We start from the raw sequence: 20,993 nt of genomic DNA, 5'->3' as shown, positions 1-20,993 counted from the left end.
CGTTGCTCGTTGCTCGTTGCTCGTTCAGGACAGGATCGGGATGAGTCCGACGGCGAAGACGAGGTAGAAGCCCGCCGCGACGGCGAGGCGCGCGGGCGTGAGCCTGTGAGCGCGCATGGTCAGCAGGAGATAGACGATCGCGGCCATGGTGATCAGACCGGACCACAACAGCGCACCGTCGAACTTCCAGGTGGTGAACAGCAGGCCCAGGCCGCTCGGCACCGTCGCCTGGATCATCATGGCGCCCGAGATATTGGCCAGCGCGAGCTGAGTCTTGCCCTGCCGTACCCAGATGACCGCGTTCATGATCTCCGGGAGCTCCGTGGCGATGGGGGAGAGCAGGAGCGCGGTCACCGCGGACGACAGCCCGAGCATCGGGCCGATGGCGTCCAGCTGCTTCACGAACAGCTGCGACGCGAAGAAGATCACGGCGAGCGTGGCCAGGGTCTGGGCCACCACCGCCCACGTGGCCGGGGAAGCGGCCTTGGGCTGGAACTTCAGCGGCTCCAGCTCCTCGTCCTCTCCGTCCGCCTCCCGTCCGCCGCGCATCTCCCGCCAGAAGTACGCCGCGTAGGCGGCGAAGAACACAATGCCCAGGACCGGCTTGAAGGCGAAGGCGACCAGACCGAGCGCGACCTTCACGATGAAGATCGGCAGGAACCACTTCTGGTCCTTGGCCAGCCGCTTCATGTCCTTCGCATCGCCCAGTGCCTCGTCGTCCGGGCCGCTCACCGGCCTGCCGGCTTCGGGCATGCCGGTGCCGGCCAGGACCTGCACGCGTTCCCTGCGGCGCTTGAGGAGCAGCATTCCGCCGGTGACGCCGTAGGCGACGGTGGCCAGCGCGAGGGGGCCGCCCATCGCCGCTCCGACACCGATGTTCTTGGCTTCTTCGGTGGCGCCCGTGGTCACCGCGACCAGGGTGACCACCGATTCGGGCAGCGCGGTGCCGAAGGCGGCGAGGATCGTGCCGACCGCCATCTTCCCGACGTTGAGGCGCGCGCCCAGCCACTCCACCGCGTTGACGAACCACTCGCAGGAGAGATAGATCGCCACCGCACACACAATGAGCAGTACGAAATGGATCACAGGTACCGTCCGGCTTCCCCGCACCGGCGGGGGCTTCGAGGACGGTCGGCGCGGGGAGCGGCGGAACGGCTTCGACCCCGCCGACGCGCACTTAATGTCGTCGACAAAGGGCCGAAGGTCTCGCCCGCCCGCATCCTCACGGATACGGGCCCGGCCACCGGGAACCCGGGGGTTCCAGTGTGTCGACGACCGGTTCGCGGGGCTACTCCCCTTCGCAGCGGCCCACTGTAGCCCACCACGCCTTCGAGCCGGAACGAAGGTCTGCCGGCCCTGCGTGGCCGGTACGGGACTCGTGAAGGCTACGAGGCGGATGAAGCCGAGCACCGGAACCGGTTCGTCCGTGGAGACGCGGTAGCACGCGGAGATCGGCCGGACAGGACCAGGGCGACGGCTGTGGCGCCCCGCCGGCGGGCAGGGCCTCGCGGTCGTCGCCCCCGCGGGCCGAGAATGGAACAGGAAGGAGCCCCCACCATGGCGACGACGGAGACCGGCACAGGCCACCCCGTAAAGCTGGCGATCACCGGTATGACCTGCGCCTCATGCGTGGCGCGCGTCGAGCGGAAGCTCGGCAAGCTGCCCGGGGTCAGTGCCACGGTGAACCTCGCGACCGCGACCGCGCATGTCACACGGGAGAGCCCTGACGTCGGGGTGGCGGAGTTGGTGGCCGCCGTCCAGGCCATCGGCTATGGGGCGGAAGTGGCCGGGGCCGAGGAGGAGGCCGCGGCGGCTGACACGGAGAGCGTGGCGGTCGACACGGAGAGCGCGCACATAGCCGGACTGCGTCGTCGGCTGATCGCCTCGGCCCTCCTGGGGCTGCCCGTGGTCGTCGTGTCGATGATCTCCGCGCTGCACTTCGCGGGCTGGGAGTGGGGCGCGCTGGCCCTGGCGACTCCGGTCGTCGCATGGGGTGCCTGGCCGTTCCACCGGGCAGCGGCGCTGAACCTGCGCCACGGGTCGGCGACGATGGACACCCTGGTCTCGCTCGGGGTGCTGGCCGCCTACCTGTGGAGCGCGGGCACCCTGATCGCGGGCGGCGCGCAGCTGTATCTGGAGGTCGCCGTTGTCCTGACCGTCTTCCTGCTGGCCGGCCGGTTCTTCGAGGCGCGGGCCAAGCGGCGGGCCGGGGACGCGATCCGGGCGCTGATGGACCTGGGTGCCAAGGACGTCGCGGTGCTCCGTGACGGCGGTGAAGTACGTATCCCGGTCGAGGAGTTGGCCGTCGGCGATCTCTTCGTCGTACGTCCCGGGGAGAAGATCGCCACCGACGGGGAGGTCGTCGAGGGCGCCTCGGCGGTGGACGAGTCGCTGCTGACCGGGGAGAGCGTGCCGGTGGAGGTCGAGCCGGGCGCGGCCGTCACCGGAGCCACCCTCAACAGCCACGGCCGACTGGTCGTACGGGCGACACGGGTGGGGGCGGACACCAAGCTGGCGCAGATCGCCGCACTGGTGGAGCGGGCGCAGACCGGCAAGGCCGCGGTCCAGCGACTGGCCGACCGGATCTCGGCGGTCTTCGTGCCGGTCGTCATCGCCCTGGCCGTCGGCACGTTCGCCGTCTGGCTGCTGATCGGGGCCTCCGCCGCCACCGCGCTGACCGCCGCCATCGCCGTGGTGATCATCGCCTGTCCCTGCGCGCTGGGGCTGGCCACGCCCACCGCGCTGATGGTCGGCACCGGGCGCGGCGCCCAGCTCGGGCTGCTCATCCGCGGCCCTGAGGTACTGGAGTCCACCCGGAGCATCGACACCGTCGTCCTGGACAAGACCGGCACCGTCACCGAGGGCAGGATGCGTCTGGTCGACGTCGTATCCGCCGAGGGCGAGCAAGCGGACGAGGTCCTGCGGCTGGCCGGTGCGCTGGAGGACGCCGGCGAGCACCCCATCGCCGCCGCGATCTCCGCCGCCGCCCGCGAACGGCTGGGCGATCTCCCGCCGGTGACCGGCTTCGCGAACACCCAGGGCCGTGGCGTGACCGGCCAGGTCGAGGGCCGCACCGTCTTGGCGGGGCGCGCTTCCTGGCTGGACGAGCAGGCGAAGCCCTTGCCCGCGGAACTGGCCGGCGCACGCGACAGGGCGGAGGCGGAAGGTCGTACCGTCGTCTTCGCCGCCTGGGACAGGCAGATACGTGGCGCACTCGTGGTCGCCGACACCGTGAAGGCGACCAGCGCCGAGGCGGTGGCCGACCTGAAGCGGCTCGGGCTCACGCCCATCCTGCTGACGGGTGACAACACGGCGGCGGCCCGCGCTGTGGCGGCCGAGGTCGGTATCGACACGGTGCTCGCCGAGGTCCACCCCGAGGACAAGGTCGCCGAGGTCCAGCGACTTCAGAGCGAGGGCCGGGTGGTGGCGATGGTCGGCGACGGCATCAACGACGCCGCGGCGCTGGCCCAGGCCGACCTGGGCCTGGCGATGGGTACCGGCACCGACGCGGCGATCGCCGCGTCCGATCTGACGCTGGTACGGGGCGACTTGCGGGCGGCGGCAGACGCCATCCGCCTTGCCCGCCGCACCCTTCGTACGATCAAGGCCAACCTGTTCTGGGCGTTCGCCTACAACATCGCCGCGCTGCCACTGGCCGCCCTCGGCTTCCTCAACCCGATGATCGCCGGAGGGGCGATGGCGTTCTCGTCGGTCTTCGTCGTCTCCAACAGCCTGCGGCTGCGCGGCTTCCAGCCCCTGGTAGCCGGCCCGCTCGAACGCCCCGACCAGAGCCGCACGGCCTGCGCCCTGACTCGTCAGTGAGGCCGCGTCCTCACAACGCCGGTACGGACAGAGCCCCGGGCGGAGCGGTGTTCGCGCGCCGCACTGGACGCCCCGTGAGGCGACTCCTAAGTTTGTCGGGTGAAACGGGCGGAGGCCCCTTCCGCCGCAGAACGAGGAGAGCGCGCCATGGCCCGAGCGATCTCGCACCCGCTGTTCGCCCGTATCTATCCGCGCATCAACGCCTTCGCCGAGGCGCACGGTTCCATCGATCACCGCCGGGAACTCCTCGCAGGCGTACGCGGCCGGGTGATCGAGATCGGGGCGGGTACCGGCGCGAACTTCCGGCACTATCCGTCCGAGGTGGAACAGGTCGTCGCGGTGGAGCCGGAGCCCAGGCTGCGCGCACTGGCCGAGCGTGCGGCCGCAGAGGTCACCCTGCCCGTTGACGTGGTGGACGGCCGGGCCGAGCACCTGCCGGCGGCGGACCACCACTTCGATGTGGCGATCATGTCGTTGGTGCTGTGCACCATCGCGGACGTGTCGGCCGCGCTCGACGAGGTGCTACGCGTCGTCAAACCGACCGGAGAGCTGCGCTTCTACGAGCATGTGAGGTCCCCGCGGCTCCGGCAGTTCCGGGTCCAGCGGACCGTCAACCCGCTGTGGCGACTGGCCGGTGGCGGCTGCAACCTCACCCGCGACACCGAACAGGCGATCACCGGGGCCGGGTTCACGGTCAAGGACATCCGCCGCTTCGACTTCCTCATCAACGGCCGGGCCGGCCTGGCGTCCCCCTCGATCATCGGGACCGCCCGCCCGTCCGGCTGAGCAGGGGCTCGTGCTGACCGTACCGACGGTCCGCGTCAGCTCCGACCTCGCGGACAGCACCCTCAATACCAAACGCCCCTGCCGGGATAAAACGCTTGAGTCGGGACTGCGGGACAATGGGGGAGTGGCGGAGGAACGGCACCGGGGTGTCTCGCGGCTCGGTCGGCATCGGGAGGGCATCGCCCTTTTGGCGGTGCTGGTGCTGGCCGTGCTGGCGGAGGTCGCCGTGAGCGTGGGGCCCGCGTCCGACCGGCCGCTGGTGGGGGTGGCTGTTTCCGGTCTGCTGGCTGTGGTGCTTGTGATCGGCATCGGTTGGCTGTGCGGCCACTGGTGGTACGTGGCGCGGCACCGTTCTCGGCCGGAGCGGGGCGGCGGGGACGAGGACGTGCGCTTCACCGACGAGGCTCTGGCGGGTTTCCCGTTCGCCGAGGTCAGCGAGCGGCTGGGACAGTGCGACACAGCCCGGATGAACCGCGTGTACTCCTCCTGGGTCCTCGCGAGCCATGGTCATGACGCGGAATGGATCGTCCGCTGTCTGGACGTACCCCTTGATGTCGCCGAGGTCCTGGTGGGAGCCGCGAACAGGAGGCTGCGGACCTCCTCAGGCGCCCCCGAGGCGGACCGCCTTGAAGAGCAGGAGCAGGACGCTGAGGATCAGGTAGCCGCGCAGCACCGTCATCCCCAGCCTCGTGCCCGGTGACCATCGCACGGGTTTGAGCAGTGTGACGGGTGGCATGCGCCAGGCGAGTTTGTCGGCGTGCGTCATGACCGGGGTCCGGGGCCGGGGCGAGCGGCGCCGGGCGGTGAACATGGTCGCCGCCGCGGTGGCCAGGCCGATGACCAGCGCGATCGCGAGCCATGTGACGAGACGGGCGACGTCAAGGGCCGGGAAGAGCGTGGTGGCCATCAGGGTGCCGGACAGCAGCAGCAGTACGGCGATGATGACGGTGGCGAGTGCGTTCAGCCACCGAGGGTTGACCCAGGGACCCAGGACCTCGGAATCGTTGCACAGCAGCAGAAGGAACACGCTCGCCGAGGGCAGCAGCAGCCCCGCCAGCGCCTGCACGGCTTCCGTGATGAGCCCCAGCGGCGCTCCGGGGATGAGGACGATGGCGGCGGCGACCAGGACCAGCAGGCTGTACGAGGTGTAGAACTGCTTGGCCTCGCGGAAACCGCGGTGCAGGGAGTGGCGGAGATTGAAGACATCTCCGAAGGCGTAGCTGGTGGCCAGGGTGACCGCCGCCGCGCCGATGATGCTGGCGTCCAGGAGGATGACGGCGAACATCGCCCCCAAGGCGTGCTCGTGCCGACCCAGTGCGTGCGCGATTCCGGCGGCGTCGGTGAAGTGGCCCTGTGCGCCGGTGCCCCGGACAGCGAAGTCGGCGACCATCATCAAGGCCGCCGCCCCGGCCACGACCACGAGGGCGCCGATGGCGGTGTCGGCGCGTTCGTATCCGATGAAGCGGGGGGTGATGCGTTTGTCGATCACGTTGGACTGCTGGAAGAACAGTTGCCAGGGCGCGACCGTGGTGCCGACGACCGCGATGATCAGCAGTACGGAGTTGCTGCTCATGCCCCCCTCGACGCCGGGGACGACGAAGTCGTGTGCGGCCTGTCCCCACCGGGGCTCGGACAGCAGCGTCAGCGGGACGAGCAGCAGGCTCAGCGCCATGAAGACGAACATCGCCCGTTCCCAGCGGCGGAAGGAACCGCTGGCCACCACCGCGATCAGGATGATGGCGGCGGCCGGTACGGCGACGTACCGCGACAGGCCCAGGTAACCGGCGGCCAGTGAGACACCGATGAACTCGGTGACGATCGTCAGAAAGTTCAGCAGGAAGAGATCACCGGCGCTGAACCAGCCCCAGAACCGGCCGAACCGTTCCATGATCAGCCGAGCGTGGCCCACGCCGGTGACCGCGCCCAGCCGTACCACCATCTCCTGGTTCACCACCAGAACCGGGATGAGCAGGAGCAGCACCCACAGCAGCGAGTATCCGTAGTCCTGGCCGGCCTGGGCATACGTGGACACGCCGCCCGCGTCGTTGTCACCGATCATGACGATGAGCCCGGGCCCGACAATCGCCAGCAGCGTCAGCATGCGCGTTTTCACACCGGGACGGCCGCCCTCACCGGCTGTGTTCGGGACGCGGCCGAGAGCTCCGCGGATCTCGTCCGGAGGGGCCGGGCCCCGTACCGTGCCGGGCCGTCTCCCCTCAGCGGCAGGCGGCAGAGGACGAGGGGCGGCTTTCTCCTGCCCGGTCTCGGCACGGTGCCCCGGCCGGCCCGGCGGACGGGACCGCTCCGGGGCGTGGGGCTGCTCCGGGGCGTGGGGCTGCCCCGGTTCCTCCGGAGGGTGGGGTCCTCCTTGTCTCTCCGGAGGGCTTTCGGCGGCGGCCGGGCGCTCCGGTGCGGCTGGGGTGGCGGGTCCCGGCGCCGGATGAGCGCCGTCGAGCGGACCTGCGTGGTCGGGGAGCTTCGGAGACGGAGGAGGCTTCGGAGACGGAGGGGGCTTGGGGGAGGGAGGAGGCTTCGGTGGCGGGGGCCGCTCCGGACGGTGATCGTCACCTTCGGGCGCTTCGTCCTCGCTCACGGGGAAGCGGGACTCTCGCGCTCGGGACGGCCCGGCGGACGCGGTGCGTGGCCACGTCGGCGCCAGTCCGACGGAATGATCACTTCCAGAACGTCATCGACGGTGATCACACCCAGGATCCGCTCCTCGTCATCGACGACCGGAACGGTCAGCAGGTTGTAGTCCGTCATCAGGAGGGCAACGTCCTCGATGTCGGTGTCCGGTACGACGCGCACCGGGTCGGCGTCCGCCAGTTGTTCCAGCCGTGCCGCCGGATCCGCTTGCAGGAGATCCACCAGCGTGACCGCCCCCGTCAGCCGATCTCCGTCGCCGATCAGGTACACGGTGGTCAGCACCTCGGGCTGCAGGGCACGTGATCCGCCCGCCTCCCGCAGCGCCTCGGCGGCCGTGATGCCGGGCGCCGCGGTGAGTACGTCCAGGGCCATCAGACCCCCGGCACTGGAGGGATTGAAGCCCATCAGTGTCAGCACTTTGACGCGCTGTCTGGCCGGCAACGCGTCGAGCACGGGCTGCCGCCGGGCCTGCGGCAACTCGTTCACAGCGTCCGTGGCGTCGTCGGCGCGCATCCGGGCGATCACCTTCGCGATCTCGGCGTCGGACCGCTCACGGAGCAGGCGGATCTGCGAATCAGGCTCCAGTTCCTCGAACACATCGGCTTCGAGCTCCGGGTCGCTGTGGACCGTCTGGAGAATCTCGTGGGACTCGGTACGACTGGCCTCTTCGAGGAGATCGGCGATGTCCGCCGGCTTCAGCCGGCCCAGCCGCCCGAACACACTCCTGACCCGGGCGGAACGCGCGTGACCGATGAGAGGCTCGAAAGACTTCCAGTCCCTCCAGTCCCTCCGGTCGTGCTCGCCGTCACCACCGCCGAACAGACGCGCGAGTCGCCGCGGCCGATGTGTGTTCAATCCGGTGACCACCAGGCCCTCGGACGTCCGCTCCAGGACGAGGTCGTAGGCCCGGACGAACTCGGCCGCCGGCACATCGATCACCCGATGGCCCAGAACATCCGCACGCAGCAGCACCTCCCCCTCACGCCGCTCGAAGCCGCCCAGGTTCACCCTCCGGCTGGTCAGTGTGATCCCTTCGGCCTCCCAGCTCGCCACCTGCTCCCCGGGGAGGAAGACCTCCCGCCCGCCCAGCCGCGCGACAAGACCCGTGACCAGTGGGTAATTCCGGCCCCGCAGACGCACGATGACATCGGAGAGACGGCCCACCGTCTCACCGCCTTTACCCAACAGCGGCCGACGCAGCAGCTCCGCCAGATACAAGTCGCGACCCACAAGCCCAACGTAGGCGCAGCGGCCGGAACCGCAATCGAAGACGCGGCCATCCAGCCCCCTCCTCACCTTCCCGCCGAACGGCGCGCGCCCGCGGCAGGGCGGTGTCACGGATCAGGCCGCTGCCTGATGCTCCATGGGCGGGGGATCGTCCTCCAGCCCGCAGGTCGTCAGGGCCTGGAGAAGCTGGGCGCGGATGTGGCTCCCGGTGGGGCGCTCGCACCGCAGGTGCACGGTGGCGCGCAGGCCCGCCATCCGGGCGCGCCACCGCCGCTCCACTCCGATCAGGGCGCCGCAGGCCACGCCGGTGGCGAGCCGGAGCAAGAAATACCTCCAGCGCCCTCAGTGCCGAACCAGGCAGAAAGGATGCCCCGCCGGATCCGCGTAGACGCACCAGCCCCGACCGTCGGCGTCGGCATCCAGCACGGTCGCGCCCAAGGCCAGAACCTTTTCGTGGGCCCGGTCCAGGTCCGGAACACCGAAGTCCAGATGGAACTGCTGAGGCCGGTCCGGGTCAGGCCACCGCGGCGGCCGGTAATCCGCTACCCGCTGGAAGGCGAGCACCAGACCAGAGGGCGAGTGCAGCGTCGCCCAGTCCTCGTCGAGCGCCCACCGACGGTCCTGCTGATTGACGGCGCCGCCGAGTAGAGACTGGTAGAACTCCGCGAGTTGCCCCGGATCGGGGCAGTCCAGTACCACGCACTGCAGGTCAGCGATCACGACCAGATCTTAAGCGGCCACCGGAAAGGGCCGCACGGACCTTGTGCGTGCCGAGCCCGCCCACGCCTCGCAGGTGCCCGTGGACCGGACTTCCCGCACGCGCCGGCGAAACGGTGACGATTTGTGTGCGAACTGCACAAGATATGAACTCTACTGGACAGGTCCATGCGTGTCCGCCCGTGGTTTGATTGCCTGGTAGGTGCACGGACAAGGGCGCACCGGCCGAACTCACCGAGCCGTTCAGCGCCGTTGGTGTGGACGTCATCCGCGCCTGACGTCCGGGACTCGTCGTCCCCGGGCCCTTGGCCCCTTCCTTTTACCGGCCCGTCACTCCTGGGTCCGGCCATTCGTGCGAGGTCGTAGCCGGAAGGCAGGACTGTCACCGAACCCCCGGCATGGGGCCGGTTGCGCGGATCGGAGCGTGAGCGGGCGGCCGTGCCGGAGGGGTCCGGTACGGCCGCTCGTTCATGAACGGGCTACTTGTTGACGCTGAACCCTTGGTCGGTGCCGTACTTGATACTCGCCCGCTGCCAGTCCTCCAGCCCCTTGCTCAGGGGAGTCGAGGAGATGTACGCCTTGCCCACGGTGTCGTTGAAGACGGAGTTCGCGTAGACCTGGTACGGCAGGTACGACCAGCCGGCGCCGACGTTGTTGGCCGAGTCCGCGAAGATCTTGTTGGCCTGCTGGCCGCCGAAGTAGGGGAACGCGGTCTCCAGGAACGTCTTCGACCCCAGGTCCGCCTTGGTGGCGGGGAACGAGCCCTGAGCGACGCGGGCCGAGGCGCCGGCGCCTGTGGTCGCGTACTCGATGAAGGCGTAGGCCAGTTCCTTGTTCTCGGCGGCCTTCGGTACGGCGAGGGAGCTGCCGCCGTTCTCGGCGCCGGCCGTGTCGCCCTTGGTCCACTGCGGGAGGGGGGCCACCCGCCAGTCACCGGAAGCGGACGCGACGCCCGAGGTGAAGTTGGCGGGCATCCAGGCGCCTATGGACAGCGTGGCGATGCTGCCGTCGGCCAGGCCCTTGTACCACTCGTCGCTCCATGAGGTGACCGGAGCGAGCAGGTCCTCATCGAGCAGCTTCTGCCAGGTGTTCGTGTACGTCTTGGTGCCGGCGTCCCCGAAGTCGATCGAGACGTCGGTGCCGTCGGTCTTGTAAGGGCGGCCCCCGGCCTGCCAGATGAGGCTGGTGGTGGCGCCCGCGTCGCCCGTGTCGTTGGTGATGAAGATCTTGGGGTCGGCCTTGTGCAGGGTGCGCGCCGCCTCGACGTACTCGTCCCAGGTGGTCGGGACCTTGGCGCCGTGCTTGTCGAAGACCTTCTTGTTGTAGAACAGCGCCATGGGGCCCGAGTCCATCGGCAGGGCGTAGATGGACTTGTCGTACTTCACCGCATTCCATGGACCGCTGGTGAAGGTCTTGTCGTACGCGGTCGCTCCGTAGCCGGCGAGGTCCTCCACGGACTTGCCGATGGCGAACTGGCCGAGGGCGTAGTACTCGATCTGCGCCACGTCGGGGGCGCCCGAGCCGGCGGCGATGGCGTTCTGCAGCGCGGTGTACTGCTTGTCGCCGGTGCCGGCGTTGACGAGCTCGATATCGACCTTGGGGTACTTCTTCTCGAAGTCGGCCGCCACTTTCTTCAGTGTGGGTTCCCAAGCCCACACCGTCACCTTTCCGCCCTTGTCCAGTGCGGACTTGACGTCCTCGGGGCCACCGCCGCCGTCGGCCGGGTCGGACGAGCCGCAGGCGGTCGCGCCGAGGGCCATCACGCAGGCCATGGCGACGGCACCGAGAAGCCGGCGGGTGCTGTTCGTTCTCATGGGTGGTGCTCCTGGTTCGGTATGCGGGTGGGAGAGGGGACAGAAGCGGGGAACGGGACGGGAAGAGCGGGTGGGGGCGGGGTCATTCCTTGACGCTGCCCGCGGCCAGGCCGGACTGCCAGTAACGCTGGAGCAGGAGGAAGATCGCGACGATCGGCACGATCGTGAGCAGGGAGCCGGTGATGATGAGATCGAAGACGGCCTCGCCGCCCGCCGTCTGTGCCTGGGCGTTCCAGGCGTTGAGCCCGAGCGTGAGCGGGTACCAGTCCGGGTCCTTGATCATGATCAGCGGCAGAAAGTAGTTGTTCCAGGTCGCGACCATGGAGAACAGCAGCACGGTGACCGTGCCCGGCATCAGCAACGGCAGTGCGATGCGGAAGAACGTACGCAGCTCGCCGGAGCCGTCGATGCGGGCCGCTTCGAGGAGTTCGGCGGGTACGGCCTCGGCGGCGAACACCCACATCAGGTAGAGCCCGAACGGTGAGATGAGTGAGGGGATGATGACGGCCCAGGGGGTGTTGGTCAGTCCCATACCGCTGAACATCAGGAACGTCGGCACTGCCAGGGCCGTGCCCGGTACGGCCACGGCCCCGATGACGACCGCGAACACGGCGCGGCGGCCGGGGAATTCGTATGTGGCGAGTGCGTAGCCGCCGAGGACGGCGAGGACCGTGGCGCCACCCGCTCCCACGGCGACGTACAGCAACGTGTTCAGCAGCCAGCGGACGAAGACGCCGTCGTCGTAGGTCAGCGTGCGGGAGATGTTGTCCCAGAGGTTGAAGTCCTTGCCGAACCACAGTCCGAAGGAGTCGAGCAGGCCCTTCTGGTCCTTGGTCGCGTTGATGACCAGCCAGGCGAGCGGGAGCAGTGTGTAGACGAGGACCAGCCCGACCAGGAGGGTGAGAGGGACGCTGGGGCGGGGGTTGAGCGGGGTGTGGGGGCGACGGCGGCGGGGCGGGACCGGGGCGCCGGCGGCGTGGGCCGTCCCGGGGGAGCCGGTCGGTTCCGTGGGGTCGGTGGAGTTCGAGGGGATGCTGGAGACGTGCGCGCTCATCGCTCAGCCCTTCCGCATGCCGCGCAGCTGGACGGCGTAGGCGATGATCGCGGTGATGACACCCATCACGATCGCCACGGTCGCTGCGTAGTTGTGCTGCTGGCCGGAGAAGGACAGCGAGTAGGTGTAGAGGTTGGGAGTGAAATCGCTCGTGATCGCGTTCGGGGCGAGCTTCTGCAGAATGCTCGGCTCGTTGAAGAGCTGGAAGCTTCCGATGATCGAGAAGATCGTGGCGATGACCAGGGAGCCGCGGATGGCCGGCAGCTTGACCGAGGTCACGACCCGCCACTCGCCGGCTCCGTCGATCGCGGCCGCCTCATACAGCGATCGTGGGACGATCTTGAGCGCGGAGTAGAAGATCAGCATGTTGTACCCCACGAACTCCCAGGTCACGATGTTGCCTATGGAGGCGAGCACGAGCGAGGGGGAGAGTGGGTCGGGCAGAGAGACGCCGAAGGTGTCGTTGATGTTGCCCACCAGGCCGAATCTGGTGCCGTAGATGAAGCCCCACATGAGGCTGGCGACCACGGCCGGCACGGCGTACGGCAGGAAGATCGAGATACGGAAGAAGCCCTTGCCGTACAGCCGGCCGCTGTCGATCGCGAGCGCCACCAGCAGCGCGATCCCCAGCATGATCGGCACCTGTACCGCCAGGAAGAGTCCGACCCTGGTCAGTGCTTCCCAGAACCGCGCATCGGTCAGCGCCTGGGTGTAGTTGTCCAGGCCCACGAACGACGTGCCACCGATCAACCGATCGCGGAATAGGCTCAGATACAGGGCGTATCCGATCGGCGCGAGGAAGACGAGCGCGAAGACGGCGACGAACGGACCGGCGAATCCCCAGCCGGCGAGGGCCTGCTTGCGGACGTGGAATCGCGCTCGTGGACGGGGTGGTGATACTGCCTTCGCGGGCGTCGGCAGGAGCGTCATGGCTGGTTCCTTGTGTCGGTGGGCCGACCGGTCCGTAGAGAGGGAGGGAGAGGGCCTTCGGGCCGGGAAGGGCCCGGCGGAGGCTGGCCCGATGGGAAATGTTTACGTAATCATCGGTAGCGTGATGGTGACACTCCCGTTGGGGGGCGTCAAGAACGAAGCGGTAGTGAACGGAAGGGATTTCGATGACGGAGAAGGACACGGCCGCTCTCGCGAAGACGGCCGACGGTGGGGACCGGCGCGCCGCGAAAGGGCGGCAGCGCCGCGTCTCGATGGCGGACGTCGCGCGGGTCGCCGGCGTCTCGTCGCAGACGGTCTCCCGCGTCTCCAACGGAGACCCGGCCGTCATCGAGAACACCCGGCAGCGGGTGCTGGACGCCATGAAGGAACTCGGCTACCGGCCCAACAGCGCAGCCCGCGCCCTCAAGCGCGGCGACTTCCGGACCATCGGCGTCATCACGATGAGCCTCTCAAGCACCGGCAATGTGCGGACCTTGGAGGCCATCGCGAGCTGCGCGTCCCGCGCGGGGTACGCGGTCACGCTGATCCCGCTCGACGCGCCGACCCAGGACAACGTCAGAGGAGCGTTCACGCGGCTCGACGAGCTCGCGGTGGACGCGGTCGTCCTGATCATGGAGGTGCATCTGCTCGACACGACGTCGCCGGCGCTGCCGCCTCATGTGAAGGTCGTCGTCGTGGACTCCGACGCCGGTGACCGGTTCCATGTGGTGGACACCGATCAGCAGGGGGGCGCGCGTACGGCCGTGCGGCATCTGCTGGAGCTCGGCCACGCCACGGTCTGGCACCTGGCAGGACCCGAGGAGTCGTTCGCGGCGGGCCGTCGCGAGGTCGCCTGGGAGGCGGCGTTGCGTGAGGAGGGGCGCGAGGTGCCGCCGCTGCTGCGCGGCGACTGGACCCCCGAATCCGGCTACGAGGCGGGCCTCCGGCTGGCGGAGGAGCCCGACTGCACGGCGGTGTTCGTGGCGAACGACCAGATGGCCCTGGGTGTGCTGCGGGCGTTGCACGAGCGCGGCAGGCGCGTGCCGGAGGAGGTCAGCGTCGTGGGTTTCGACGACATAGCGGAGGCCGCCTCCTTCATCCCGCCGCTGACGACGGTCCATCAGGACTTCGCCAAGGTCGGGGAACTGTGCGTCGACGCCGTTCTGCGGGAACTGCGCGGTGAGACGGTGGAGGGCGGTACGACGCTCGTACCGACCCGTCTGGTCGTCCGCCGGAGCACGGCCGCGTGCCCGCCGGACACCGCGGGGAAGAGGTGACGAGAACTGGGGCCGCGCGGGTGCGGCGGTGCCCCGGCTGCTCGCGTGCCGGGGTGGGTCCGGCCGGGTGTATTCGGGGAGATGCGGAGGAGCGCTGAGCATGGTGATGTTCGGAATCTCGGAAGGGGCTACGGCTCAGGGGCTTGCCATCACTGACGTGTTTACGTAAACATGCCTGTGAGGTACGGCTCCCCGCCGGTTCGCCACGCCTCCACCGTGCATCCCCCTTCAGCACAGGAGCAGCAGCACATGCCCGTTCTTCAGATCGACGACGGCGGATTCCGCCTCGACAGCGAACCCTTCCGGCTCCTGTCCGGCGGGCTGCACTACTTCCGGGTCCATCCCGCGCAGTGGGCCGACCGACTCCACAAGGCCCGCCTCATGGGCCTCAACACCGTTGAGACGTACGTCCCGTGGAACCTCCACCAGCCGCGGCCGGACCTGTTCCGCATGAACGACGGACTCGATCTGCCCGCCTTCCTCGATCTCGCGGCCGCCGAGGGCCTCCATGTGCTGCTCCGTCCCGGGCCCTACATCTGCGCCGAATGGGAGGGCGGCGGCCTGCCCTCCTGGCTGCTGGCTCAACGCGGTATCCGCCTGCGCACCCGCGACCCCCTCTTTCTCTCCGCGGTCGACGACTACTTCACCCGGCTTCTCCCCCCGCTCCTGCCCTACCTCGCCACGCGCGGCGGGCCGGTACTCGCCATGCAGGTGGAGAACGAGTACGGGGCCTGCGGGGACGACACCGCCTATCTGGAACACCTCGCCGGCTCACTCCGCCGGTGCGGTGTCGACGTACCCCTGTTCACCTGCGACCAGCCCGCCGACCTGGAGCGCGGCACGCTGCCGGGGGTCCTCGCGACGGCCAACTTCGGCACCCGCTCCACCCAGAACCTCGCCGCCCTGCGCGCACACCAGCCGAACGGCCCCCTGCTGTCGGCCGAGTTCTGGATCGGCTGGTTCGACCGCTGGGGCGGCCACCACGTGGTCCGCGACCCCGACCAGGCGGCCCGGGAGCTGGACGAACTGCTGGCGACCGGGGCTTCGGTCAACTTCTATATGTTCCACGGCGGCACGAACTTCGGCTTCACCAACGGCGCCAATGACAAGCACACTTATCGGCCCACCGTCACCTCCTACGACTACGACGCGCCTCTCGACGAAGCCGGCGACCCCACTGAGAAGTTCACCGCCTTCCGCGAGGTCATCGCCAAGTACGCGCCGGTCCCCGCCGGTCCCGTGCCCGCGCGCTCGGCCAAACTCGCTCTCCCCTCGGTGCCGTTGACCGAGAGCGCCGGCCTGCTGGACTGCGCTCCGGCCCTCGGGGACGCCGTCGAGTCCTCCCACCCGCTGACGATGGAACAGCTCGGGCAGGACTTCGGATTCGTCCTGTACGAGACCGTCCTGCCGGCCCCGGGGCCCGTGCTCCTTGAGCTGGAGCAGGTCCGCGACCGCGCTCAGGTCTTCCTCGACGGGCAGCCCGTCGGCGTGCTGGAGCGGGAGAACCACGAGCACGCCCTCGCCTTCACCGTGCCGCGCTCCGGCAGCGTCCTGAGCCTGCTCGTGGAGAACCAGGGCCGCGTCAACTACGGGCCCGGCATCCATGACAGGAAGGGGCTGCCGGGCAAGGTGCTGCTGGACGGTACGGAGCTCGCCGGCTGGACCAGCCGGCCGCTGCCGCTGACCTCCCTGGACGCGATTCCGTTCGCCGGCACCGCCACCGCACCGAGCGGTCCGCATTTCCACCGCGGCACCTTCGAACTGGCCGAGGTGGCGGACACCTTCCTCCACCTCGACGGCTGGACGAAGGGCAACGCATGGATCAACGGTTTCGCGCTGGGCCGCTACTGGTCCCGTGGACCCCAGCGGTCCCTGTACGTTCCCGGCCCCGTGCTGCGCGCGGGCACGAACGAGATCGTCGTGCTCGAACTGCACTCCGCCCACCGCGCGCGTACCGTCGACCTCCGGACGACGCACGACCTCGGCCCGACCGAAGAGTAGGGCCGGAGTCTTGGCACGGCACACGGCACACGGCACACGGCAACGGGCGCGGGCACCGACTTCAGCGTCGGTGCCCGGCCGTTCAGGTCAGCCCAGCCCGGGCTGCCGGTCGGTGCCGCCGTCGCCGGGGAGGGTCCAGGACTGATTGCTGCCCGTCGTGGGCTGGTAGACGCCGACGGGCGCTCCGTCGCCCGTGGCGGCCCCGGTGACGTCGAGGAGCTTGCCGGTGGCGTTGTTGATCAGTGTGGCGTGACCGTCGCCGGTGGTCGAGCGCATCCACTTCTGCCGGGCCGACGATGATCCGGGTGTGGCGAACCCGAGCACTTCTTCCGACGTCGCGAGGGCCTCGCCCGTCTTGACGTTGGTGATGCGGTAGGCGGCCGTGCTGCTCCAGTCGGCCGGGGACAGCTTGGTGAAGGTCCACCGCTGGGCGGGGTCGGAGGGGTCGGGAGTGCGCTGCACCGGCGTGCTCCTGCCGTTCACGGTGGCGACGGCGAGCGCCATCCCGCTGTTGTCGTTGACCAGTTGGCGGGGTACGCCGGTGGGAGCCGTGGTGGCCGCGGTGTTCACGCCGGCGACTCCCAGCAGTACGAAGGTCGTGACGGAACCGGCGCCGACAGTGACCTTCAGGGTTTTGCCCACCGTCGTGACGTCGCTCTCGCGCTGGAGGTTCTTGGTGGCGTCGGTGGTGTAGCGCTCGACGGGGGCGCTGCCGACGCTCCTGAACCCGTCGAGGTTCAGGGTGAGTTCCTGATCCGCGCCGGTGGGGTTGGTGTGGACGACGACGGCCCCTTGTCCGCCCGGGCGCAGCGCGGCCAAGGTGCCGTCGCCGTCGGTGTTGATGACGCGGGCGCCCGGACGGACGAAGCGGCTGTAGTTGGCCATCGCCCAGTACTTCTTGTTCTTGCGCAGCGGCTCGGTGGCGGCGTCCGCCGGGGTGAAGTCGGTCTGGATCAGGCCCCAGTTGGAGTTCTCGTGGGCCGGGGTCATGTTCTCGTAGTCCTCGATGGCCTGCCACAGCACCCAGGCCCGGGGTTCCAGCTCCCTGATGTCGTCGTTGATGCGATCGACCAGGTCGAGCGCGGGGCTCATGTCGGTGAAGCTCTGAGGGACGCTGCCACCGACGTCCACCTCGGACATCCACAGCGGGGTGGCCGCGGCCTTGGCGATGTCACGCACGCCGGTCCGGCCGTTCGTTCCGTAGGTGTGCGTGTTGAGCCGGCCGACGGCGTCGCGGACGGCTGGGACGTACGACTCCCAATTGGTGCGGAACAGTGCGGGGTTCGTCTCGTCCATGGCCGCGATCGGAGTGGTGATGCCCTTCGCGTCCAGCGTGGCGCGCAGTGTGGAGATCATGCGCGCCTGCGAAGCGGGGTCCCAGTGCGAACCCTCCTGGCGGCCGCCGGCGCGCCAGTAGTCGGTGTTGGGCTCGTTGACCGGGGAGAGGGAGTCGAATGTGACGCCGGTGGAGTTCTGCGCGCGCTGGAGGGCGCCGGAGAGATAGGCGGCGAACCGCTCGTACTGGTCGGAACGGAGATTGTCCTGCCGGCCGTTCACCGCACCGGAGACGCGCCCGCTGTTGGTCATGAAGTACGGGGCGGAGTTGGAGAACGCCTCGAAGGTCTTGGCGCCGCGCGCCTTGGCCGCGGTGAGCCACCAGCGCTGGTTGGCGTCGGTGTCCGGGTTCCAGTGGTCCGGGTCGGCCGGGTCCCACCAGTCGGGTGCCTCGGGACCGGGCCGGTTCCAGTAGCCGGGGACCGCCGCTCCAGCACGCATATAGGGGGCGGTCTCGGGGCTGTCGCCGCCACCGATGTTGTAACGGGCGATGGTGAACCCGAGCCCGTTCGCCCCGTAGAGGTCATCGGCCAGCCGGTTGCGCTGGGCGTCGGGCCATCCGCCGGTGACATTCGCGAACCAGGCGAGGGCGGTGCCCCATCCCTGGAACGGCGGCTGCTGGTAGCTGGGGTCGAGACGGACGGTCACCGTCCCGGCCGTGCTCGCGGCCGTCGCTGGAGGTCCGGTGAGGCCGGTGGCGGCGAGGGCGGCCGCGGCGCCGGCGGCGGCGAGGGCCGCACCGGGCAGGCGGAGACCGGGGCGAGGGCGGGGACGGGACGCTGATGGCTTGCGGGTGGGGAACACGTACTACTCCCTGGTCAGTGGGGGCTGTGCCGGGCGGCGGCGGGACCTGCTCCGAGGCTCCGCCGAGGCGCACCCCGCGCCGGGAGGCGCGGGGCACACGGGGTGACGCGGGGCTCCGGGCAGGGGAAGCCGGCGCCGGTCAGGAGGCCGACCGTCGCCACTTCTGGTTGTCACCGGTGTTGCACGTCCACTGAACGAGCGGTGTGCCGTCGGCGGTGGACTGGTTGGTGACATCGAGACACTTACCGCTGTGCCGGGCGGCGAGTTGTACGGTCGTGCCGGTCTTCCGCACGGTCCACACCTGGTCGGATCCCTCGTCGCAGGTGTACTGGACCACAGCGGCGCCGTCGCTCGTGGAGGCGCCGCGGACACCGAGGCACTTGCCGCTGTGGCGCAGCACGATCTGCACCGTGTCGGCGCCGCGGCTCTTCAGCCAGAACTGCTGGTTGACGGCGTTCGTGCCGCAGGGCCACTGGATCAGGGCGGCCCCGTCCGCCGTGGATCGGTCGGCGGTGTCGGCGCACTTGCCGCTGTGCACGGCCGTCAGCGTCTCCCACGTGCCGAGGCCTTGTACCCTGCCCGCCGCGGTGTCGATGCTGATCTGCGGGAAGTAGTCCATGCGCATCGTGGTCCCGGTGGGGAACTCCAGCGGCAGCCAGACGTACTGGGAGTCGTTGGCCGTGCCGCCCATGGAATTGCCCCAGCGGTCGCCCATGTACAGGTACGACGTGCCCGAGGTGCCCTGGACAGACAGGACGTACGCGGTCTGGGAACCGTAGGCCGTGGAGTCGCCGATGTCCCGCAGACCGCTCCAGGTGCCCGTGACGCTGGTCGCCGTGCCGTACTTCTGCTGGTTCGGCGACCAGCCGGTCGCACCGGAAGTCAGCAGGAAGTAGACGCCGTTGCGCTTGAACATGGCCGGCGCCTCGCGCCACTGGCCCGCCCAGAGCTTCTGGACCTGCGACTCCACCGCGGTGTAGTCGGACGTCAGCCGGTAGACGTGCAGGTCGGCGTTCTCGTTGGCGGCCGAGATCATGTACCCGGTGCCGTCGGTGTCGACGAAGGTGGTGATGTCACGGGACATGTGGCCCTGCGGACGGAAGCTGCCCCGCCAGGTGTAGTCACCGTCCACGGTCGAGGAGACCGCGACCGCGGCACGCGCCTCGGAGTAGTCGGTGGCGCTCTCCTTGTGCATCCACATCACGAACTGGCCGGTCGCGCTGTTGTACATGACCTTGGGCCGCTCGATGTTGGCGGACCGGAGCTCCGGGTCGGTGGCCTGGGTCAGGACGTGGTTGCGGAACTCCCACGACTTCAGGTCGGTGGAGCGATAGGCGGAGACGTACCGGAAGGAGTTGTCGGCGTTCCGGTTCTCGCCGAACCAGTAGTAGTACTGGCCGACCTTGACGACCCCGCCGCCGTGGGCATGCACGGGGTCGCCGTTCGGATCGGTGAACTGGGTGGCGTTGACGACGGGCACCGGGGCCGCCTGGGAGGTGCCCATGGCGCTGAGGAGAGACAGAAGGAGGGCGGACAGAACGGCGACAGCCATCACCGCTCCGGGGAGCTTGCGTCGCATGATCGCGTACCTCATGTCTGTTCGGTGGACAGGGCAGGACCGCGCGTCGGCGCAGGAGGAGCCGGCCGATGACGGGGGCGGCGCACACGGCGGTGCTGAAGTGCGCGCAGCGAGAAGAAGCCCGGGGGCAGAGCCCCCGGACTGCCGGGGGGTGTACGACCGCCGCGTTACCTCGGATGGATCGCCCTTCCATGTTCGCGTTAACACGAGCGGTTCGGGGGAGAGTTTGGGAGCGGTATCCGGGCCTGTCAAGGACTTTGGACAGGAACGCGCTGTCCGCGATGCAGACCCTCGGCTACCGCCCGGACACGGCGGCCCGCGCGCTGGTGACCGGCAGGTTCGGCGCCCTGGGTGTCGTCAGCTTCGACGTCGGCGCCCACGGCAACGCCAGGACGCTCGCCGCGATCGCCGACGCCGCGCGCGAGGCCGACTTCTCCGTGAACTTCATGGGCGTACGGGCGCAGACCGAAGCCGCCGTACGGCAGGCGTTCCAGCATCTGATGCTGCAGTCCGTCGACGGCATCGTGCTGGTCGAGTCGCAGATGCTCGACACCCCGTCCCCGCGTCTGCCGCCCACCATGCCGGTGGTCGTCGCCGACGGCGACACCGGACACCGCTACCCCCACGTCGACTTCGACCGGGCCCATGGCGCCCATAGCGTGCTCGCCCACCTGCTCGGCCTCGGCCACCGCACGGTCTGGGATGCGCGCGCTGCACGAGGCCGGTCGCGACGTACCCGGCGACATCAGCGTGGCCGGGTTCGACGACATGGCCGAGGCCGCGTTCTTCCAGCCGCCCCTGACCACCGTGCGCCCGGACTTCGATGTGGTGGGACGACACCGCGTCGCCCTGCTGCTCGACCAGATCGACGGCGCGACGGACGGACCGCGCCGGATGGCGGTGGAGCCCGCCCTCGTGGTGCGCGCCAGCACCGCGCCCCCGCCCGCCGGGCGTACGGCCTGAAGAGGGCGGCCACGCCCCACGCGGCGCCGCAGTCACAG

General features: G+C 69.6%; 17 protein-coding genes. 6 read left to right on the top strand and 11 right to left on the bottom strand.

Annotated elements, in window-relative coordinates; genetic code table 11:
• Window positions 1-24: 24 nt before the first annotated feature.
• Window positions 25-1,053: a sodium:calcium antiporter gene (locus IF11_RS0125055; protein ID WP_240627650.1), complete on the bottom strand. Its 1,029-nt coding sequence runs from the start codon at window positions 1,051-1,053 to the stop codon at window positions 25-27.
• A gap of 504 nt (window positions 1,054-1,557) precedes the next feature.
• Here IF11_RS0125055 and IF11_RS0125050 point away from each other — a divergent pair.
• The 3 genes from IF11_RS0125050 to IF11_RS41015 all read left to right on the top strand — a co-directional run bounded on the left by IF11_RS0125050 (window position 1,558) and on the right by IF11_RS41015 (window position 5,308).
• The gene (locus IF11_RS0125050; protein WP_051746189.1) at window positions 1,558-3,822 is read left to right on the top strand and encodes a heavy metal translocating P-type ATPase; all 2,265 of its coding nucleotides are present in this window, start codon (window positions 1,558-1,560) and stop codon (window positions 3,820-3,822) included.
• A 147-nt stretch (window positions 3,823-3,969) separates the two neighbouring features.
• A complete protein-coding gene (locus tag IF11_RS0125045; RefSeq protein WP_030353984.1) occupies window positions 3,970-4,608 on the top strand; it encodes a class I SAM-dependent methyltransferase in 639 nt (212 codons plus the stop codon).
• Between the two features lie 10 nt (window positions 4,609-4,618).
• Window positions 4,619-5,308 carry a hypothetical protein gene (locus IF11_RS41015; RefSeq protein ID WP_157848446.1) on the top strand — a complete coding sequence of 230 codons (690 nt, stop codon included), beginning with the start codon at window positions 4,619-4,621 and terminating at the stop codon, window positions 5,306-5,308.
• Here IF11_RS41015 and IF11_RS0125040 read toward each other — a convergent pair.
• The 7 genes from IF11_RS0125040 to IF11_RS0125010 all read right to left on the bottom strand — a co-directional run bounded on the left by IF11_RS0125040 (window position 5,210) and on the right by IF11_RS0125010 (window position 12,996).
• Window positions 5,210-6,709 carry an NRAMP family divalent metal transporter gene (locus IF11_RS0125040; protein ID WP_240627657.1) on the bottom strand — a complete coding sequence of 500 codons (1,500 nt, stop codon included), beginning with the start codon at window positions 6,707-6,709 and terminating at the stop codon, window positions 5,210-5,212. The two genes, IF11_RS41015 and IF11_RS0125040, sit on opposite strands and share 99 nt — an antisense overlap.
• 488 nt (window positions 6,710-7,197) lie before the next feature.
• Complete coding sequence (locus IF11_RS0125035) at window positions 7,198-8,592, bottom strand: magnesium transporter MgtE N-terminal domain-containing protein (protein ID WP_244888242.1); 1,395 nt, start codon at window positions 8,590-8,592, stop codon at window positions 7,198-7,200.
• Window positions 8,593-8,595: 3 nt separating this feature from the next.
• Window positions 8,596-8,805: a hypothetical protein gene (locus tag IF11_RS42275; RefSeq protein ID WP_030353981.1), complete on the bottom strand. Its 210-nt coding sequence runs from the start codon at window positions 8,803-8,805 to the stop codon at window positions 8,596-8,598.
• An 18-nt stretch (window positions 8,806-8,823) separates the two neighbouring features.
• Window positions 8,824-9,201: a VOC family protein gene (locus tag IF11_RS0125025; RefSeq protein ID WP_030353980.1), complete on the bottom strand. Its 378-nt coding sequence runs from the start codon at window positions 9,199-9,201 to the stop codon at window positions 8,824-8,826.
• Window positions 9,202-9,677: 476 nt separating this feature from the next.
• Window positions 9,678-11,012 carry an ABC transporter substrate-binding protein gene (locus IF11_RS0125020; protein ID WP_030353979.1) on the bottom strand — a complete coding sequence of 445 codons (1,335 nt, stop codon included), beginning with the start codon at window positions 11,010-11,012 and terminating at the stop codon, window positions 9,678-9,680.
• Window positions 11,013-11,094: 82 nt separating this feature from the next.
• Window positions 11,095-12,066 carry a carbohydrate ABC transporter permease gene (locus IF11_RS0125015; RefSeq protein ID WP_030353978.1) on the bottom strand — a complete coding sequence of 324 codons (972 nt, stop codon included), beginning with the start codon at window positions 12,064-12,066 and terminating at the stop codon, window positions 11,095-11,097.
• Between the two features lie 3 nt (window positions 12,067-12,069).
• Complete coding sequence (locus IF11_RS0125010; RefSeq protein WP_030353977.1) at window positions 12,070-12,996, bottom strand: carbohydrate ABC transporter permease; 927 nt, start codon at window positions 12,994-12,996, stop codon at window positions 12,070-12,072.
• 185 nt (window positions 12,997-13,181) lie between these two features.
• Here IF11_RS0125010 and IF11_RS0125005 point away from each other — a divergent pair, with 185 nt between their 5' ends.
• Window positions 13,182-14,273: a LacI family DNA-binding transcriptional regulator gene (locus tag IF11_RS0125005; RefSeq protein WP_030353976.1), complete on the top strand. Its 1,092-nt coding sequence runs from the start codon at window positions 13,182-13,184 to the stop codon at window positions 14,271-14,273.
• Window positions 14,274-14,522: 249 nt separating this feature from the next.
• Complete coding sequence (locus IF11_RS0125000; protein ID WP_030353975.1) at window positions 14,523-16,274, top strand: glycoside hydrolase family 35 protein; 1,752 nt, start codon at window positions 14,523-14,525, stop codon at window positions 16,272-16,274.
• An 87-nt stretch (window positions 16,275-16,361) separates the two neighbouring features.
• On the opposite strand, the gene IF11_RS0124995 is transcribed toward IF11_RS0125000, so the two are convergent.
• From IF11_RS0124995 to IF11_RS42270, 3 genes are all read right to left on the bottom strand, one after another.
• Window positions 16,362-18,413 (bottom strand): glycoside hydrolase, encoded by a 2,052-nt coding sequence (locus IF11_RS0124995; RefSeq protein ID WP_051746187.1) that lies wholly within the window; start codon window positions 18,411-18,413, stop codon window positions 16,362-16,364.
• A gap of 139 nt (window positions 18,414-18,552) precedes the next feature.
• Complete coding sequence (locus IF11_RS0124990; protein WP_030353973.1) at window positions 18,553-19,992, bottom strand: RICIN domain-containing protein; 1,440 nt, start codon at window positions 19,990-19,992, stop codon at window positions 18,553-18,555.
• Between the two features lie 248 nt (window positions 19,993-20,240).
• Window positions 20,241-20,681: a hypothetical protein gene (locus IF11_RS42270; protein WP_240627652.1), complete on the bottom strand. Its 441-nt coding sequence runs from the start codon at window positions 20,679-20,681 to the stop codon at window positions 20,241-20,243.
• Between the two features lie 13 nt (window positions 20,682-20,694).
• Between IF11_RS42270 and IF11_RS42265 the strand changes: the two genes are divergently transcribed.
• Window positions 20,695-20,955, top strand: a complete 261-nt coding sequence (locus IF11_RS42265; protein WP_051746185.1) for a substrate-binding domain-containing protein — start codon at window positions 20,695-20,697, stop codon at window positions 20,953-20,955.
• Window positions 20,956-20,993: the final 38 nt, after the last annotated feature.

It is taken from the genome of Streptomyces scopuliridis RB72 (assembly GCF_000718095.1).
Classification (GTDB): domain Bacteria; phylum Actinomycetota; class Actinomycetes; order Streptomycetales; family Streptomycetaceae; genus Streptomyces; species Streptomyces scopuliridis.
Note: the sequence above shows the minus strand (reverse complement) of the source record. Positions and strands in the feature narration are given on the sequence as shown.